General features: G+C 47.7%; 16 protein-coding genes, 1 tRNA gene and 1 pseudogene. 10 read left to right on the top strand and 8 right to left on the bottom strand.

All coding sequences use genetic code 11. The features are described from left to right. The first annotated feature begins 4 nt into the window (after positions 1 to 4). The 4 genes from rsmA to Q7S09_05690 all read left to right on the top strand — a co-directional run bounded on the left by rsmA (position 5) and on the right by Q7S09_05690 (position 2,241). Positions 5 to 976 (top strand): 16S rRNA (adenine(1518)-N(6)/adenine(1519)-N(6))-dimethyltransferase RsmA, encoded by a 972-nt coding sequence (rsmA, locus tag Q7S09_05705; protein ID MDO8558640.1) that lies wholly within the window; start codon positions 5 to 7, stop codon positions 974 to 976. Positions 977 to 1,080: 104 nt separating this feature from the next. Next, positions 1,081 to 1,449, top strand: a complete 369-nt coding sequence (locus tag Q7S09_05700; GenBank protein MDO8558639.1) for a hypothetical protein — start codon at positions 1,081 to 1,083, stop codon at positions 1,447 to 1,449. 15 nt (positions 1,450 to 1,464) lie between these two features. After that, positions 1,465 to 1,860 carry a pilin gene (locus Q7S09_05695; GenBank protein MDO8558638.1) on the top strand — a complete coding sequence of 132 codons (396 nt, stop codon included), beginning with the start codon at positions 1,465 to 1,467 and terminating at the stop codon, positions 1,858 to 1,860. 39 nt (positions 1,861 to 1,899) lie between these two features. After that, positions 1,900 to 2,241, top strand: coding sequence for a hypothetical protein (locus tag Q7S09_05690; protein ID MDO8558637.1), 342 nt, complete (start codon positions 1,900 to 1,902; stop codon positions 2,239 to 2,241). Positions 2,242 to 2,330: 89 nt separating this feature from the next. On the opposite strand, the gene Q7S09_05685 is transcribed toward Q7S09_05690, so the two are convergent. From Q7S09_05685 to Q7S09_05670, 4 genes are all read right to left on the bottom strand, one after another. Further along, complete coding sequence (locus Q7S09_05685; GenBank protein MDO8558636.1) at positions 2,331 to 4,058, bottom strand: VanW family protein; 1,728 nt, start codon at positions 4,056 to 4,058, stop codon at positions 2,331 to 2,333. A gap of 117 nt (positions 4,059 to 4,175) precedes the next feature. Further along, a complete protein-coding gene (locus Q7S09_05680; protein ID MDO8558635.1) occupies positions 4,176 to 4,628 on the bottom strand; it encodes an Hsp20/alpha crystallin family protein in 453 nt (150 codons plus the stop codon). A gap of 90 nt (positions 4,629 to 4,718) precedes the next feature. Next, positions 4,719 to 5,456, bottom strand: coding sequence for a PrsW family glutamic-type intramembrane protease (locus tag Q7S09_05675; protein MDO8558634.1), 738 nt, complete (start codon positions 5,454 to 5,456; stop codon positions 4,719 to 4,721). Between the two features lie 12 nt (positions 5,457 to 5,468). Further along, a complete protein-coding gene (locus Q7S09_05670) occupies positions 5,469 to 7,589 on the bottom strand; it encodes a valine--tRNA ligase (GenBank protein MDO8558633.1) in 2,121 nt (706 codons plus the stop codon). A 217-nt stretch (positions 7,590 to 7,806) separates the two neighbouring features. Between Q7S09_05670 and Q7S09_05665 the strand changes: the two genes are divergently transcribed. Then, positions 7,807 to 8,562, top strand: a complete 756-nt coding sequence (locus Q7S09_05665) for a hypothetical protein (GenBank protein ID MDO8558632.1) — start codon at positions 7,807 to 7,809, stop codon at positions 8,560 to 8,562. Positions 8,563 to 8,593: 31 nt separating this feature from the next. Here Q7S09_05665 and tsaD read toward each other — a convergent pair whose 3' ends face one another. Further along, complete coding sequence (gene tsaD / locus Q7S09_05660) at positions 8,594 to 9,709, bottom strand: tRNA (adenosine(37)-N6)-threonylcarbamoyltransferase complex transferase subunit TsaD (GenBank protein MDO8558631.1); 1,116 nt, start codon at positions 9,707 to 9,709, stop codon at positions 8,594 to 8,596. Between the two features lie 174 nt (positions 9,710 to 9,883). Between tsaD and clpX the strand changes: the two genes are divergently transcribed. Together clpX and Q7S09_05650 are read left to right on the top strand one after the other, a co-directional pair. Further along, positions 9,884 to 11,152: an ATP-dependent Clp protease ATP-binding subunit ClpX gene (gene clpX / locus Q7S09_05655; protein MDO8558630.1), complete on the top strand. Its 1,269-nt coding sequence runs from the start codon at positions 9,884 to 9,886 to the stop codon at positions 11,150 to 11,152. A 355-nt stretch (positions 11,153 to 11,507) separates the two neighbouring features. Beyond that, a tRNA-Glu gene (locus Q7S09_05650) sits at positions 11,508 to 11,582 on the top strand. Positions 11,583 to 13,304: 1,722 nt separating this feature from the next. Here Q7S09_05650 and Q7S09_05645 read toward each other — a convergent pair. Continuing rightward, positions 13,305 to 13,601 (bottom strand): hypothetical protein, encoded by a 297-nt coding sequence (locus tag Q7S09_05645; protein ID MDO8558629.1) that lies wholly within the window; start codon positions 13,599 to 13,601, stop codon positions 13,305 to 13,307. Between the two features lie 390 nt (positions 13,602 to 13,991). Here Q7S09_05645 and Q7S09_05640 point away from each other — a divergent pair, with 390 nt between their 5' ends. The 3 genes and pseudogenes from Q7S09_05640 (at position 13,992) to Q7S09_05630 (ending at position 15,229) form a co-directional block, all read left to right on the top strand. After that, positions 13,992 to 14,639, top strand: a complete 648-nt coding sequence (locus tag Q7S09_05640; protein ID MDO8558628.1) for a hypothetical protein — start codon at positions 13,992 to 13,994, stop codon at positions 14,637 to 14,639. A 1-nt stretch (position 14,640) separates the two neighbouring features. After that, positions 14,641 to 14,871 (top strand): hypothetical protein, encoded by a 231-nt coding sequence (locus tag Q7S09_05635; GenBank protein ID MDO8558627.1) that lies wholly within the window; start codon positions 14,641 to 14,643, stop codon positions 14,869 to 14,871. 178 nt (positions 14,872 to 15,049) lie between these two features. Next, positions 15,050 to 15,229, top strand: a pseudogene (locus Q7S09_05630) (DUF3761 domain-containing protein). Positions 15,230 to 15,325: 96 nt separating this feature from the next. Here Q7S09_05630 and Q7S09_05625 read toward each other — a convergent pair. Both Q7S09_05625 and Q7S09_05620 read right to left on the bottom strand, forming a co-directional pair. Beyond that, positions 15,326 to 15,652, bottom strand: coding sequence for a hypothetical protein (locus Q7S09_05625; protein ID MDO8558626.1), 327 nt, complete (start codon positions 15,650 to 15,652; stop codon positions 15,326 to 15,328). An 85-nt stretch (positions 15,653 to 15,737) separates the two neighbouring features. After that, entirely contained in the window at positions 15,738 to 15,968 is a 231-nt protein-coding gene (locus tag Q7S09_05620; protein MDO8558625.1) for a hypothetical protein, read from the bottom strand. Positions 15,969 to 16,591: the final 623 nt, after the last annotated feature.

Below are 16,591 nucleotides of genomic sequence, written 5' to 3'. Positions count from 1 at the left end.
AAGTATGGACCTTACGAACCCCTCTTATTTAAGAAAACTTCTCCGTGCCCGGAAACTTCAGCCGAATAAAGTTCTCGGCCAGCATTTTTTGGTTTCCAAAGAAATTTTGCGTCGCATTATTGAAGCCGCGGACCTCAAAAAAACCGACACCGTACTTGAAGCGGGGCCGGGCCTGGGCGCACTTACCCAGGTTCTCGCCCAGCATGTAGGCCGTGTCATTGCCGTTGAAAAAGATCGCGCGCTCATTCCCATTCTCCAGGAACTTTTTGCGGACCATAAGAACGTGGAAATTGTTCAAGGAGACATTCTGAAGTTTGACCTTGTGGCACGCAGTCTGCGTGGCATGGAGTATAAAATAGTCGCGGATATTCCATATTATCTTACCTCGCGTTTTCTGCGGATATTTTTAGAAACGCCGCATCAGCCAGCCTCTCTTACGATTCTTGTACAAAAAGAGGTTGCCCAGCGTATTGCGGCGCGCCCGCCGCATGCAACGCTTTTAAGTAATGCTGTGCAGTATTATGCAGAGCCAAAAATTATCTCTATGGTCTCCAAAAGCGCGTTCTTCCCTCAGCCAAAGGTAGACTCCGCAATCCTAAAACTTGCTGTTTCCAGGGTCTATGACGAAAAAGCCGATAAAGCGTTTTTTGCGCTGCTTAAAAATGCGTTTTCCGCTCCCCGTAAACAGCTCTTCCACACCCTATCCCGATGTTATTTTCAAGAGAGTCGAGAGAAATACAAAAGTACTCTTTTGCATTTCCGACCTGCTTCGCCAAAGCTACAGCCTGCCTCGCAGCAAGGCGGGCGAGGCGAGGCGAGTGCAGAAAATACAGGGCCTAATGCCCTTTATAAAAACAGCGATGTCGGTACATGGCTTGCAAAGACAGGCATCAAGGCGACGCAACGTCCGGGTGAGATTGCGCTTGAGAAATGGCTTGAGCTTCTGTCAGTTATGGGAGCGGAAGCAGTCTCATAGGGTGTGTGGATAAAAACATAGCGTGCCTTTACTAGCCAATAAATACGTGCTAGAATGAGTAGACGGTAAAGTTTTTTATATTTTAGAGATTTTTAGAATAACCTATGAAGAAAATCATTTTAAGACTCGGCAGGTTTTTTAACTTTTATCTCCTATTAACGCTCCCCCTACCGGCGCTGGCGATAGAATTACCTGGAGACGTCGGTATCACCGTGCCGTCCACCGACATAGACTCAGTTTCTGATTTCTACATAATCCTAGGAGTAGCCACAAGCTGGATATTGGTTTTTGGGCTTCTTATCGGGGTGTTATTTGTTATTTGGGGAGGGGTTAAATACATTACTTCGGGAGGGGATGATACAAAAGCAAAGGACGCCAAGAGCATTATTCTTTATGCGCTCATCGGCACCGTATTTTTGATCCTTGCAGTTGCGCTTATAAAAATTATTGTCAGTTTCTTCGGGGTCGATTAGTTTAATCTGTTGATTATGAGAAAATTTCTTACTCTCTTTTTTGGGTTCTTCGCGCCTCTTGGTGTTCGTGCTCTCGATGTTGATGCCCCAGACCCCAGCCTTATACCGTCCACCGATATAGAGTCAATTTGCGACTTCTACGAAATCATACAGGCGGCCACAAGCTGGATATTGGTTTTTGGGCTTCTTATCGGGGTGTTATTTGTTATTTGGGGAGGGGTTAAATACATTACTTCGGGAGGGGATGATACAAAAGCAAAAGATGCCAAGAACATTATTCTTTATGCGATCATCGGCACCGTATTCTTGGTTCTTGCAACTGCGCTTATAAAAATTATTGCCAGCTTTTTTGGAGCTGATTTAGATGTATCGCTTGAGGGGTCAGGGTTTTTTAGCGGAAGCTCGTGCTAGGATGGGAATTTTTAGAGCAAGGCGCTTTGCACAACTTATATGAGATACGTTTCTTTGATAGCACTTGGCGCCGCATTTAATGTTGCGCGCGCCGCTGAAACCATTCCCGAGCCGTCGGTGACCAGCATCGGCGATTTTTATATTGCACTTAAAGCCGTAGCACAGTGGGTGCTGGTGTTCGGAATGATTCTGGGAGTTTTGTTCATTATTATGGGAGCCATCTCCATACTCACCTCGCGCGGAGACGAAAAAAAACTCACCACGGGCAAAGACACCATTACCTGGGCTATTGTGGGTGTAGTGTTACTTGTCCTCTCGTATGCCATCGTGAACATCGTTGCGAAGTTTTTTGGCGTGTCGGGAACCGTTATAAGTCCATAGCTACGAAAACACCTCTGTCAAAAACACCCTGCCGCAGCGGGGTGTTTTTGATTTCCATCTCCTATAAGCTAAAAGCTAGTAGCTATAAGCTATTCAAGAGGATTTCGCTCTATCTTATAGAGTTCGGGAGATTTGTACAGGGACCAGAAAGATTTTTGCTGCACAAGGACTCCTCCCTCAAAGACCTTTTGAGTAACTACGGTGCGTATGCTTCCGTCGCGCTTGGATTCCACGACGCGCGGCCCCTCAACCTTCACTTCTTTTTCGCTTCGTTGTCCATAAAGTTCGAATGCCAGTTTCGTGCCCTCGATGCGCGGTTGTATGAACAAGGTGCCCGTTGCGGTGTTTACGAACGCAAGGTCGGGGCTTGGCGGATAAACGGTCGCGTCAAAGCCCGGAGCGCCATAGTAGCGTACGGGGATGGAGTGGTTGGCGCGCTTTGTGATCTTCAGACCCGCCCATACCGCCGCGCGGAACAGGGTGGTCGATACCTGGCAAATGCCGCCCCCGTATTCGGGGATAAGTTTATTGTTTTTAATGACCAGTTCCGGCACGTATCCGCCCGCCGCGTCGATATCGCCCAGATGTGCATTAAAAGAGAATTCCTCCCCCTGTTCTATGAACATGCCCCGGTATTTTTCTGAGGCGACCCGTATGTTCTGTATGCGGTTTTTTGGAGACCCCGCAAAACTGGATTCTCCCCGGCCCACAAGATGCGTAATGTTGCGTTCTTTCAAAAGCAGTTCATTGATGTGAGCCGGCGTCTCGTCCATTATTACGGAAATGTTGCGTTTCATTTTTTCAAAGTGAGATGTCATTTCTCCGGCGGTTTTCTGTATGTTGAGTCGCAGGGCATTTTCGGAGGGCAATGCGACGAACATGACGCCGTTTGCGTCCGCACCGAGTGTAACGTCCCGCGCCTCCCGAGCCATGGAAGGAGAGATGCTTAATAAATATTCTTCTATCGCTTCTCGCGAAAAGACAACTTCTATGTTACTCGGATTATGTATAAAATTTATCCATTCTCGCAATTGTGAATCGGGAACGGCAAGGCGCTTATTATTGCCGAAAAGAAAATACGGAGCAGACCCGAGAATATTTTCAACGCGAGAAGCGATTTCCTTCGCGTCTCGGGTATCGATACGCGGTCTATCGGGAACGATCTCCAGAATGATCGGCAAGTCCTGAAGTGTAGCGAGGCGCTCGGCAAGAGCTTCTTTCAGGCGAACGCGATCGATGATGCTGCCGTCCCGGGAGGGCGTCACCATAATCCTGTTTTCTTTGAAAAAGACCGTTGCATTCGTTGCGGGCATCTCTCGTGTTCCGCCGAATTTTTCCAGGAGGTACGCTCTAAGAATATTGTCATCATGCGCGATGCGCAATGGGATGTTTGAGGATCTTCCTTTCCGCGCGAGCGTTTCACGAAGATCGTTCAAAAAACTTCCCCGATGTCCGATTGCGAAAGCGTCATGCAATGCGTCGTCAAACAATACAGAAACCCCTAATTCTCTCAACGATCCGAGGACTATTTTCTCCGGTTTCCCGCTCTTTTCCAGAAGAGCGTCGGGCGCAAGCTCCATACGCAGGGAGAATAGCCTCAGGCGATTCTCAAGCATGTCTCGCGCTTGCGTCGTTGTTTTTCTTCCCACGCTTATTCCGCTTATAGAAACGCCGGCAAGAAATCTATTTCTGGTATATGCAAAATATGCAAATATGCTGCAGAGAGGCAGAAGGCATGCCAAAAAGAATACGGCGATGCCGACAAGGAACGTCCGTCTTGAGAATGTATTATTCTTCAGTCCCAATTTCCTATGCATATGCATCATATATTACATATATGAGTATACGGCATTTTCACTTTCCCGGATACCCCAAAGGCATCAAAAAACACCCCGCTATGGCGGGGTGTTTTTCATGTTCTTGGTATCGGTTGTTTATCCAACCCGAACCTTTAACTTCTTTGTTTTTTCCTTCTCTATTTTCGGGAGCCTGATGGTTAAAATACCATTTTTCATTGAGGCATCGATCCGTTCGGCATCAATATCGACCGGCAAGATCACCGAGCGCGAGAACGGACCCCAGTAGCATTCCTGGTAGTAGTAATGCTCCTGCGGAACTTCCTCGTCACGCTCCCTTTTCCCTCGGATCGTCACCATATCATTGGTTATAGTGATGTCAATGTCGTCCGCGGAAACTCCCGCAACGGTGGATTTGATCACGATATCGCTCTCCGTTTGATATACATCAATGGTGAGTTGTCCCTCTCCCGTTTCGGCCTCTGCTCCGCGAGATCCCTCCGCCCCTTCCTCTCCGCCGGAGATCTCGGGACCCTCCTGATCCTCGACTTTTGTGCTACCGGTGAGTTTATCAAAAAAAGATTTTTTCATTCCATTAGAGACCGTGATATGACTATAGCCACATCGCAAGCCTTATTAAGTTTAATGTAAAAGTATTTTTAATATGCTCAAAAAAATTACTTATGAGGCCTGCATGCGCCCAACCCTTTTGAAGATGAAAATGATGGCTCCGGTCATGGTGGCGGCCGCAAGAATAAATGCAACACCGCGGACCTCGCTACTCTGAAGTATAAGATAATTGAACAAGGCGTGCAACAGAGTGGCCCCCACAAGTCCCAGGGGGATTATCCACATCCCGCGTTTGGCAAAAACACGCCTGGCCAACGCATAACCGACTATGCTTGAAGAGAACGCATGAAGCAGCGTCGCCCCCAAGAGACGCACTCCCAGAACCTTGAGGATGTTGAGAAAACTTCCGGTATTTGCCGAGAGCGTCTGCAGCTGTCCCGTAGGAGCGAGAGAAAATGCGATGGAAATGTTTTCAACGGCCGCAAAGCCAAGAGCCGCAATGATCATGTATATGACCGCGTCCGTAGGTTCGTTGAAAACCGGCTCGTCTTCTATCTCTGTTTTTACGACCAGATACTTCAGATACTCTTCGATGGCGGCAAGTCCCAGAAGACCAATGGCCGCCGCCCCCGCTACGCCGGAGGATTCAAGGGAGGCAAGCGCAAGGTATTGCAGGAGTACCGCGAATGGGGCTACGAGCATGCCCCACAGAAATATCTTTAAGATGGATTTTTTCGGTTCGGGGTGCGCGTCTTCCCTAAGGTATACGAGCAGCCATACAACGCTGGGGAAAAGTCCCACGACAATGAGGATGAGCGGAAAAAATTTTATAAAAAGGACGGCAGCCATATACGAGGAGGATTATGTATGAATGGAGGAGGGCCACGACGCAACCATGAGCTGCTCCTCCCATTCCGTTTTCCGAATGTGCTGCCAAAGTGCCTCGGTGGCAAATGGGATAAAGGGGTGTAATAGCTTGAGCGAAGATACGAATACGGCGCCAAGTACTTGTTTAGTCTCTTCATCATCCTTCTTGTCTCCGGCATCCCCGCCGAGAGATTTTTTCGTCCACTCAATGTACTGGTCGCAGAACCTGTGCCAGAAGAACTCATGCGTGGCGTGTAGGGCTTGTCCGAAATCATAAACTTCCAGATACCGTGTCACGACGTCCGAGGTCTGATGCAAGGATTCAATAATGGATGCATTCTCTACCAACCTCGGCTTTTCCGGAAAGCCGCGCTCGATATTATCATTCGTTTTTGTTGAAACGAAACGTGCGGCATTCCATATTTTGTTCAGGAACTTCTTTCCCGCAACAATAGGTTCCTCTCCGAACTTCATGTCTTGTCCCCCGAGCGACATCCAAATCAGCCCGAATCGGGTTGCGTCCGCTCCATATTGCTCGATGAGTTTCATGGGGTCGACGCCCGTTCCCAGAGATTTTGACATACGCTTGCCATCTTTTGCTAGCACTGTTGCGTGGATGATGACGTCATCGAACGGACACCGACCCATAAACTCCATACCGGAAAATACCATGCGGCTTACCCAGAGATTTATGATGTCCCGGGCGGTGGAAAGAGTCTGGGTTGGATAGTAAGTTTCAAGGTCTTTCGTCTTTTCTGGCCAGCCAAGAGTTGCAAACGGCCAAAGCGCGGAGGAAAACCACGTGTCGAACGTGTCCGTCTCGCCTTCCAGGGGTATGCGGTGTCCCAGCCATATCTGTCGCGAGATACACCAGTCCCGTTCGTTCTCCAGGCGTTTGGTAAAAACTTCCTCCCACCGCGAGGGGTGGAACTTCACCCGTTTTTCTTTTACAGCGGTATGCGCGAGCTTGGCGAGTTCTTTCATTTTTAAGAACCACTGTTCCGAAGGCATCGGTTCCACCACGGTGCTGCAGCGATAACATATTGCCACTGAATGCGGATAGGGCTCTTCTTTTTCCAGGAGGTTCTGTTCTTTTAAAGCGGCAACTATCCGATCCCGTGCCTCCGCGGTCTTTGAACCGGCATATTCTGTACCGGCTAGCGCCGTCATCTTGCCGTCTGTGCCGATGACCTGCCGAAGCTCAAGGTTGTGGCGTTGGGCTATTTCATAGTCTGTCAGGTCGTGCGCAGGGGTGACCTTCACCGCTCCCGTGCCGAAATCTTTATCCACCGCATCGTCGCCGATGACGGATATTTCTCGGTTCTGTATGGGCAACACGACTCTTCTGCCGATAAGTTCTTTGTAGCGCCGGTCTTCCGGATGTACCGCCACCGCTTGATCCCCGAGCATCGTCTCGGGACGCGTGGTCGCCACGACCAAAAATTCCCTACCTGCAAGCGCCCGCTCGTGTTCGGTAATGGGATAACGGATGTACCAGAGCGTGCCCATTTCTTCTTTATATTCAAGCTCAAGGTCCGACAGGCTTGTTTGACACCGCACGCACCAGGAAATAACGCGCTTGCCTTTGTAGATAAGTCCTTTTTCGTGATAGTGGCGGAATGCGTGTTCAACGGCTTTCGCGTACCCCTCATCCATGGTAAAGCGGAGTCGCGACCAGTCACATGACGCGCCAAGCTTTTTTAACTGTCCGAGTATCGTGCTTCCATATTTTTCCTTCCATGCCCAGAAAAGCTCCAAAAACTTCTCGCGACCTACGTCGTGCCGCGTTTTGCCTTCTTTCTTCAACTCTTTTTCAAGCACATTCTGCGTGGCGATGGAGGCGTGATCGGTCCCCGGAACCCAAAGCGCACGATACCCCTGCATCCGCCTAAGGCGGATCAAAATATCTTGAATAGCCGCATTTAAGGCGTGTCCCATGTGCAAGGACCCGGTGATATTTGGCGGCGGAAGCATGATGGTGAACGGCTTTTTGTGGCCGGAGGGGAGATTATCGGGATTAAAAAATCCGCCCTTTTCCCAGAGTTTGTACATTGCATCCTCGTGCTGTTTGGGGTCATAGGATCCCCAGTCATTTTTTTCTTTCTCTTCGGGCATGCAGGCAGTATGACAGATTTTTTTCCGATTGACAAAGGTTTTTTATGCAGTATGATGAATTTTCGGTAGTTCTTTTAGAACCGAAAAAGCTTGTCCAATGCGGGACAAGGCCGTGTCTCCCGGGAGGAGACGAATCTATATATCCTCATGCTGCCCGGAACAGGGCGGCCAGAAAAGGAGGAGCGGTATGTTCGCACACTTGATCCAACTCAAGAATATGGAGTTTTCGGTGGAGCGGGGCTTTCCAAGGCTTACCTGGGAAAGGCTTGAGTGGCAGTGGAGAGACGGGCAACTTAGCCGTGAGGAAGCAGAGTCGCTTCTTTATGCGGGAACGAAAATAGAGATTCCCGATGAAGAGGAAGTTCAGTACGTTCAAAGAGGCGATCACACGCCGGAGGAGATATTGGACCACCGGGTTCGCTTCTACATAAAGATAGGCCGGAGCATGGATGACGCCGTGGCAGCGGTCGCGCAACAACTCATTGTCAAACATTGGCTAAGGGAAGTTGCTCGACGCTTTCCCGGGTGGAACGGTTTGCATGAGCTCCTCATCTCGCTTTTCATAAAAGGAGTTCCGCAAAATCTCGCCAAGCCCCCATATCCGCGTTTTGTCGCAAATTACCTGCTTGATGTTTACGGAAGGTGGCTGAAGTCATCCTTCGAAAAAGACGCGAGCCACGCTCGCGCGCTCGACCATTTTGCTGAGGCGCTCATAACGTGGGGCCTGGGACACCATCTTGGCAGGGTCGCTTCTTCTCCCGGAGCCGTTGTGCATCTCCGCCGCATTACCGAGCTTCTGGAAAACTCTCTCATTGGTTTTGACATGCGCTTGCTCGACCTTTCCATAAAAAATGAGGGCCGGGAGATCGCGGACTTCTCCGATTGCGAAGTCGAGAAGGAAATAAAAAAGCGGGCGGCCCTTGCCCTGCTCAAGATCTATCAAGACCGCGTCAACCAGCTTAAAAGGAAGTGAATATCAGGTCCCGTCTCGGCGGGACTTTTTTTCATACAATTCGCAGATTCGCGTCCGCGGTAACCTCCGGCGGTTGCTTAGTGCCCCGCAGGATATGCCAATATGCCGCCATCGCTATCATCGCGGCATTGTCGCCGGTGTAAGCTAAATCGGGATGACGATATGCTACGCCAGGAAGTTCTTTGATGACCTGCTCCGAAAGTTCCTTTCGGAGTTTTTTATTTGCCGACACGCCCCCGGCCATAAAAATACCCCTCGCGCCGTATAATTTTGCGGCGCGGATAGTCTTTGTTGTCAGCGTATCAACAACCGCCTGTTCAAAAGAAGCGCATATATCGGTCTTGCTATTTGTTATTTGCTTTTTGTTCATCTGTTGCACAGTGTACAGCACCGCGGTTTTGAGCCCCGAAAAGCTGAAGTTGAAATTCTTTGACGCAAGCATCGGGCGGGGAAATGCGAATGCGGCAGGATTCCCTTTTTCAGCCATATGTGCAAGCGCAGGTCCTCCGGGGTAGGGCAGTCCCAGCATGCGAGCGACTTTGTCGAATGCCTCTCCTGCGGCATCGTCCAGCGTCTCCCCAATAATTTCGTACTTTCCGTGTCCGCGCATCAGAATGAGTTCCGTGTGTCCCCCCGATACGACAAGATTAAGAATGGGAAAGCTTTTAGCTTTTAGCTTATAGCTTATAGGTTTTTGAATATCACTCCGCTGTTGTTTGGAATTTCGGATTTTGGATTTCGGATTTACTCGAATTGGTGATAACCAATTCGAGTAAATGTGTCCCTCGATGTGATTAATTCCCAGAAGAGGCTTTTGCATGGAAAAAGAAATCGCACGCGCATAGTTCACGCCGACGTGCAATGAAGGAATGAGCCCGGGTCCGCGCGTTATCGCGAAGTAATCAATATCTTGAAGATTGACGCGCGCCGTGCGCAGTGCTTCGGCAATGACCGGCTCGATGTTCTTTTGCTGTTCTCGCGCGGCAAGCATCGGCACTACGCCGCCGAATTTGGCGTGGAGTTTGACTTGGGAGGAAACGATGCTAGAGATAAGGCTCGGACTTTTGGTTTTTGAGAACACCAAAACCGCGGCGGCCGTCTCATCGCACGAAGTCTCAATCGCAAGTATGTGACGTGATGTTTGCATAGCATGTATTACTATAGACTTCCTCGGCTTATCTGGCAAAAGTTATCCAACGAGAATTAGGGCTGGGGTTGACATTATCGCAAATTTAGGATACATTTGCAAGAAGGCATCAACGAAGGTTTTTGCCTTATGTACGTTAATAATTCCATAGAAATGAATGAGCGGAGGTGCTTTATGTTTGAAAAAACCACTTCTCAAGATCCTCATTGCGTGTTTTGTTCAGAAGCCAGATACCTTATTTCCGTGAACGAAGAAAAGAACCAGTGGATCTGCGGGGAGTGCTTGATCGTCGCCAATAAAAATGCCGATGATCAAGTGAGCGGATTTCTGGACTACACACCGTGTAAGTTCCCGAAGCCCTCGATGATCAAGGCGTTTTTGGATCGATTTGTTGTTGGGCAGGATCGGGCCAAAATGGTGCTTGCCGTGGAAGTGAACAATCATTTCAAGCGAACGGAGCTGCTAAAGCTCGGTCCGGCACCTGAAATTTCCAAGGCAAATATTTTGCTTATCGGCCCCACCGGAACGGGAAAAACCCTGCTTGCCAGAACTCTGGCGAGAATGTTGGACGTGCCGTTTGCGGAGGCAGATGCCAACACCATGACCGAGGCCGGATACGTCGGAGAAGACGTTGAGAGTGTTCTGTTGCGTCTGTATCATGCCGCCGGTGAAGACGTGGAGAAAGCGCAGAGGGGCATAGTGTATATTGACGAGGTAGACAAGATACAAAAACGAGACGGCTCATCCGTAGTGCGCGACGTGTCTGGCGAAGGCGTACAGCAGGGATTGCTGAAGATCCTTGAAGGCACGATTGCGAACGTTCCTTTCAAAGCCGGGCCCAAGAATCCCAAAGGCGAATATGTGGAAATCAATACTACGAACATCCTTTTTGTCTGCGGCGGCACATTTACCGGGCTTGAAAAAATTATCGCCGGACGCCTGGGTGGTAAGAAATCAATGGGGTTCCTCCAGAAGATAAAAAAATCAGCAGAGGCTCTGCAAACCTCCTGGCTTCATGAGGTTGATGCCACCGATCTGATAGCGTATGGCATGATCCCGGAATTCGTTGGACGTCTGCCGATCATCGGAGTGCTTGATGAACTGACGAAGGAAGACCTGATTCGGGTTCTGACCGAGCCGGAAGACGCGCTGGCGAAGTACTACAAAACGATGTTTCGCGCCGAGAATGTGGAGTTGACGTTCACTGCAGGAGCATTGGACATCATTGCCGCAGAGGCTTGTAAGCGCAAAGTCGGTGCCAGGGGACTTCGAGGAGTTATGGAAGATTTTATGCGCGATGCGATGTTTTATTTACCGGATCATTCGTCGGAACGCTTTGTTGTTGACGAAGAACTCGTCAACAACGCAATTGCCGGAATCCCTTTTTCCGTGAAAAACTCCGACAGCAAGACCAATGCTTTGCCACCGGCCAAGACCGGCTGAAGGACGAACATGCTTCGTCCTTTTTTATTCTCAAAACCTTGACCCCCACACTAATAGTGCACTGGTGGCGCACGGCACCACAAATAACACCTACAGAAAGAGAGGAGCCATCTTAAGAAAAAACTTTCTGATATATCGTGCGATTATTAAGCGTGCACTATTAGCGTAGGGGTTGATTTTCTTCCTTATTTGTGATATCTTTTGACTAAACTTGATGCAATGGCCCCGCCCCCACACTACTTGAGCACTTGGGGACGAGGCGCGTACTCTCTTTGTAGATTTTTACTGACGTAGAAGAGGTAAGAAGCTCCGTGTCGGCACTCCGTGTAAGTATTTTGTGCTCAATTAGTGTGGGGGCCCCGTCGTCTAGCCCGGTCTAGGACATCGGCTTTTCAAGCCGCGAACACGGGTTCGAATCCCGTCGGGGCTACTAAGTGGGATTTATTTCCGGCATAATCCCTATTCATGCGATAGAGAAGCGATAATTCGGCGGTTCCAACTTTCTTCCCGTCAAAGTCTAGTTTTCCTTCAAAAATCATCCGTTGGAATCTAAGCTTCTCTGGGTATTCAGATACTATCCACGTTTGTGTGGTTTGCCGGACCACTCCAAATGTATAGTTAAGCGCCTCTTCCATATCAAACTCCTCAACCCTATTTTCTAGAATAAATAGGTGCTTTTGGCTTATCTGTTTATTGATAAGCTCTTTCTGCTCTAAAAATTCGTCATCGTTATAAGTTCCTGCCCGGTGTAAGTCAAAAGTCCGCTGGCGTGCTTGTTCAAGTTTTTCAATGTCCTTTCGAATCTTGGCATTGTTCTCATCCAGCTTCTTGTAGTTGGATTGCCAACTATCCAAGACTATCGCCTTGAACATTTTTTCGTATTTTATATCCGGCTCTACTTCATTCAGAAACTCCACAAATAACTGCTCCAGCGTTTCTTTGGGAATGAATTTGGCTTCGGGACAGTCCTGCTTGGCGTGATGATAATAGGCGTATTTTCTGCCACGTCCTTTTGAAGAACTCCCCGTTAGCGGTTTTTGACATTCAGTACATACGACCAATCTCCTAAGAGGGAAGAGTGGGTTATTCGCGGACCGGGGCGCAGCATGAGCAGATTTTCTAACATTACTCGCTTGGCATTGAGTAAAAAGAGATTCCGAAATAATAGGTACAAAAGTTCCGGTCCCATTCACGCTTAATCCCCAAATTCTAATGACACCCATGTACAGAGGGTTTTTCAGGATTTTTTCTATGAGCTGGGCGCAGGGTATTTTTCCATTTCGGGTTCTCATTCCTCTTGTAGCCAGGTATGTCGCCAGTTTCTCATAGGTGTAAATGCCTTTCGCATACTCTTCAAACGCAATTAGGATATATTCTGCTGTTCCTGGCTCCGGCGCGATATTTGAGCCTTTAACGGGTCTGTAGAAGCCTAGGGGCGCGGTCCATACCCAAACACCTTGTTTTACCCTTTCTAGCATGCCCTGCTTCGTTCGTTCGGTACGCATGTTGTTATCAAACTCCGCGAACACGGAAACCATGCCCTCCATGGCCCGGCCAACTGGCGTTTCATCTATCGGCTCAGTGGCGGATTTTAACTGTGTCCCCGACTTCTTCAATATTGCACGGACCGTAACATGGTCATCTTGATTTCTCGCGAACCTATCAAGTTTATAAACAATGAAAAATCCTATGGGACGTTTCTTGTCGGCGCAGAAGCTTAGAGCCCTTAAAAACTCTTTTCGGTCCGCAGTCTTTGCCGATTCGCCACGATCTATGAAAACTTCAGCCACCTCAACGCCTTGCCTTGCGGCATATTCCCTGCAAATCCGCTCTTGGGATTCTAAACTCGTACCCTCAACCTGTTCTTTGGAGGATACCCGGCAGTAAATAACGCTTGTTTTTGCTCGCTCGCAAGTCATGCTTATATTTTCGGATTATTAAGGACATTGCGCAATACCCCTGCGGGATTTTTGGAACCCCTATTTTCCAGCCATTTATCAAAGGAAAATTGGCTCATTTGATAGTATAAATCTCGCGCTTTAGAAAGCTCCTCGTCTGAAGCGTCTTTGGTTTCGGGGTCAATTCTTCTAAGGTGTTCAATTGTAAGCACGCATTTGGTGATTCCGCATAACCAAAATTATTTGTAAAAATATCATTTCTGAATTTTGGCGACTACTGCCCCGTATTTAACGTCGAGCGCTGTGCATAAGCTCGTTTGATCTTCAATTCCGGTTGTCCTCACTGGTTTTGTTAGCTTCTCTAGGTGTCGCAATATTGCCCGTTTCTCGTTTTTGGCGTAGTCGTCGTTACTCACTAGACGGTTAAACCAGCGGTGGATCGCCTGAGTTCCAAAATCCTGCTCTTGGATGGCAAGCGCAAAACAGGTGTGGGTACTCCAAAGAGGTTTCTTTTCACTAATATTTTTGAATCTTCTTTCCAAGGACTTCATAATTAAAATCGCTACTCCGGGCAGGCTCCAACAGGGTGTATTGGCCACCTGCCCGCAATAGCGAGACAGTACCCTGTTGGAATATGGCCGGACAATTAAAAAAACCGCAAATCAAATGACGCGCCACAACAGGGCTTCGCCGCTTGATTCACGGTCTATGATTGCGTTAATTCTTTTTTGTAAAATAAAACTCCTCAAAATTGGCTAGGCAACCGCATTTGCCAATTTAGGGAGTGCCCACATACACCACCCTTATTTACTTATTTCTATTATAGCCCCTATTTAAAGCTTGTACAGTGGGTAAAACTTTTCTACGCTACTTACCAGCCGGTACTTGACAAAGCATACTAATAGGTTTACAATATATATAACTAAGCTTCCCCCTATCCTATGAGTAAATTTATCGCTTCAATTTTCATAGCAATTGCTGGACTTTTCGGGGTTGATCTGCAACGAGTTCAGTCTCCTGCGCCTACACCAATAATTGTGGTTGTTTCGCCGTCTTCCACCCCAATCCCAACACCAGAAGTTACACTGACTCCTACGCCAACACCAAAACCAATTAAGAAAACAGTTCCAGGGGCCACTTCTAAGCCAATCCCCGTACCCGCTCCATCCCAGACACCCTTACCAACTTTTTTACCTACTCCATTACCAACTATTGATCCAGCTCTTAAAATTGCACAATGCCAGGCAAGCGCAAGAAAACAAACGGATGATAATATAACAAGAGTATTGACCGCTAAATTACCGGAATTTCAGAGTCAACTCGATGCTACACACGCAAATTATCTTGCTGCCAAACAAGAACAAGTGGATTGTTGGCTTGCACCATTGCCGCCAGATATGATAGGCATGAGTCCGGAGATGATAACGACTTATCATCAGAGTTGCGCTAATACGAAGCAGGTTACCGTAAATTATTATTCAAATTTGGAAAATCAAATTGCTGATCTATGGGAACAGGCGAAACAAGCAGTGAGGCGTACTGGGGAACAGCAATATAATTCAGACTACCTTGCTTGTCTAAATTCTTAATATGGGTGGATTTATCGCTTTTTTGTTAATTATTGGTGGAATTTGGTGGTTTTATGATTCGGGACCATCTAAGAAAGAGTTGCAGAGCCAACTTGATTATTGCGAAAGCAGGGGCGATTCTTTGGCTTACCGATTAGACGATGCGAATAGTGGTATTGAAGAAGCGAAATCCTATGCGTGGTCAAGCTACGAGGATATGAGTTGGGCTTTGGATAATTTGGAAACTTATTAACATAGGATCAATGAGAAAAACTATTTTTTGGGCAATAGGAATCGCAATTGCCGTAATGGGTATCGGAGCTTTGGGTAGCGAAAGCCAGACAAGCGTAACTACGACACAGAATAGTTACAACGCTTTTAATATTGTAACACCGACCCCTCGCCCGATTTATACTCCGATTCTAACCCCGGCTCCGTTATCCAACAACAATTACTATACAAATTCCGACGGACTTAAAGTTCACTCTCCTGCGTATTCAGACACCAGACCAGGGGGAGCGAGCGCTAGATGCAGAGATGGTACATATAGTTTCAGCCTTCATAGACGCGGCACTTGTTCTCATCACGGGGGAGTCGCGCAGTGGTATTAAAAGACTCTTGGAAGGGCGGCCGTAAAACGGCTGCTTTTTGGTGTTCTAGGGCGGCATTTCTTAAGTCATAGACCTAGATAGAATGTTGTTACAGTACTATTCTCGCGCTCCAACAAGCTCTTTTTCGGCAAGCACTTCTTCGAGCTCGGTTACACGCTCTCCTAGATCAGATATTTCTAGGGCCTTAATAAGGTGTCCTGACAAGTATCCCACGCAATTTGCCACTCTTAAATCTACTTCTCCTCGCCTCACTTCAGTGATTGTCAATGACAACAGATTCGCAACACTTTTCGTATCTTTTATCTCGACTACTGGCAGCGGTCTACGGTTTCTCCTCTGCGCCCTTCCGCCCTTGATGACTGCGTTGCGTTTTTCGATTTCCATGGCAGGGTCATGCATAAAACAAAAATCGCTGTCGGTCATAGCCCACGCTTGGCATTGCTTGTTGTCCAGCTTGATTTGCTTGCACCCTTTTTTTGACATAGATGTTGCTGACTTACTCAAGATTTTAAGGGTCTGAGTCATCGCCTAAAACTAACTTAAAGGGCTCTATCCTGCCCAATCGTTCAAGTTTCTTAGCCTCTGCGCTATCATAATCCATTCTACCGATAACTTTTCCATATCTACTGACTTGAATGTAAGCTTTCATAACGTCGTAATCATCCAAAGCAACCTCATAACGCAATCCCGCTTCACCAATCTTTTTCTCCAGTTTTTTAATTCTATTACTAATGGCCATATAAGCTTAGCTTGTGGGGTATGCCGCTATATGTTCAGGCGAAGCGATATTTCGAGAGACTTATCATTTCTGCCTTGTCCGTTGCGCTTTAACACTCGATGATACTCGCTCCAAGGTGGTTGTGTCCCAATGACACCCCCTGTCATCTCAGAAAAAGTATTGGGATTTTCTTTATATGAGCCTATGATGATTTCTATAAGTTCGCTGATACTGATTCTAAAACGTGCAGCCTCACCCAGGAGAAAGCTGTGAGTGTTTCTGCTTATTCTAATGTGTGGATATTTCGATTTCACGGATTTTTGCGAATTATAACTTTACTAGACTTGTCTACATGCTTTCTTGTTTCTAATCCCTCGCGGTAGTATGAAGATGGTCAATTTATCAATTTTTAGGCGGTCAAATTAGCCAGGTGCAAGCTTTTAGCAAACTCACTCCATCTTTTCACCTCGATAATGACTTGGTTCCAACGCTCTCCCACTAGGGCTACGAATGAAATTTAAAACACCTCCGTGGCGTGGTGTTTTAAATTTCTCATTTGAAGTTCTGGGACGGGATGAGAAGGGAAGTCCGGTGGACTTCCCGGGCTTTTTCGAGCCGGAGGGACGAGGCGAGAAAAAGGAATC

Source organism: bacterium (assembly GCA_030649025.1).
Taxonomy (GTDB): domain Bacteria; phylum Patescibacteriota; class Minisyncoccia; order JAUYLV01; family JAUYLV01; genus JAUSGO01.
The sequence above is the reverse complement of the archived record's forward strand: the minus strand, read 5'-3'. Positions and strand labels throughout refer to the sequence as shown.